This window comes from Thermus sp. (assembly GCF_056332225.1).
This window is the reverse complement of record NZ_JBWGQW010000248.1, coordinates 1-549: the sequence shown is the minus strand read 5'-3', so window position 1 is coordinate 549 and position 549 is coordinate 1. Positions and strand designations below refer to the sequence as shown.

Sequence of the window (549 nt, the reverse complement as noted above, 5' to 3'; positions counted from 1 at the left end):
GTTGCCTTCTTACCAGGCTCTAGGCCCTGACGGCCTCCTCCAGGAGGAGCCGGGCGAAGGCCTTCCAGGCCCACTCTGCCTCGGGGTGCTGCCAAAGACCGAGCTGCTTGGTTTTCTGCCAGGCCTGGAGGTTCAGATTCCCGACGTCCAGAGGGGACGGGAAGAGAAGGAGAGGGAGAAGCCGGCCCGGAAAGTCATATCTGTGGAGCCAGCGCAGGTAATCCTCCCGGAAAACGGGATGCCACCGCCGAAAGGGGAGGTCGATGTGGAAGAGAAAGGGGTGGGTGGCAACAGCCGCATAGCCCCGGTACTCGGGAGGCTGCTTCCGAATCATCCGGGCTACCCAGAGGGCCTCCGCCCCCTGGAAGCATCGGAAGGCCACCAGGTTGGCCAGGCTCTCCTCCACCACCCGGCCCCAGGGCCTCCCATAGGGGTCGGGGTGGAGGTCGGCGGTGTCCATGTAGGCGTGGCCCAGTTCGTGACAGTAGACCTTGTCCAGGGCCAGGTCCTCGGGGACCCGCACATCCTGAGCCCAGGCTAGAATCCGCT

1 pseudogene is annotated in these 549 nt (G+C 65.0%); it reads right to left on the bottom strand.

Features of this window, described 5'->3' with window-relative positions:
- Window positions 1-19 precede the first annotated feature (19 nt).
- A pseudogene (locus AC01Y6_RS11175) lies at window positions 20-549 on the bottom strand (hypothetical protein); the annotation flags it as partial.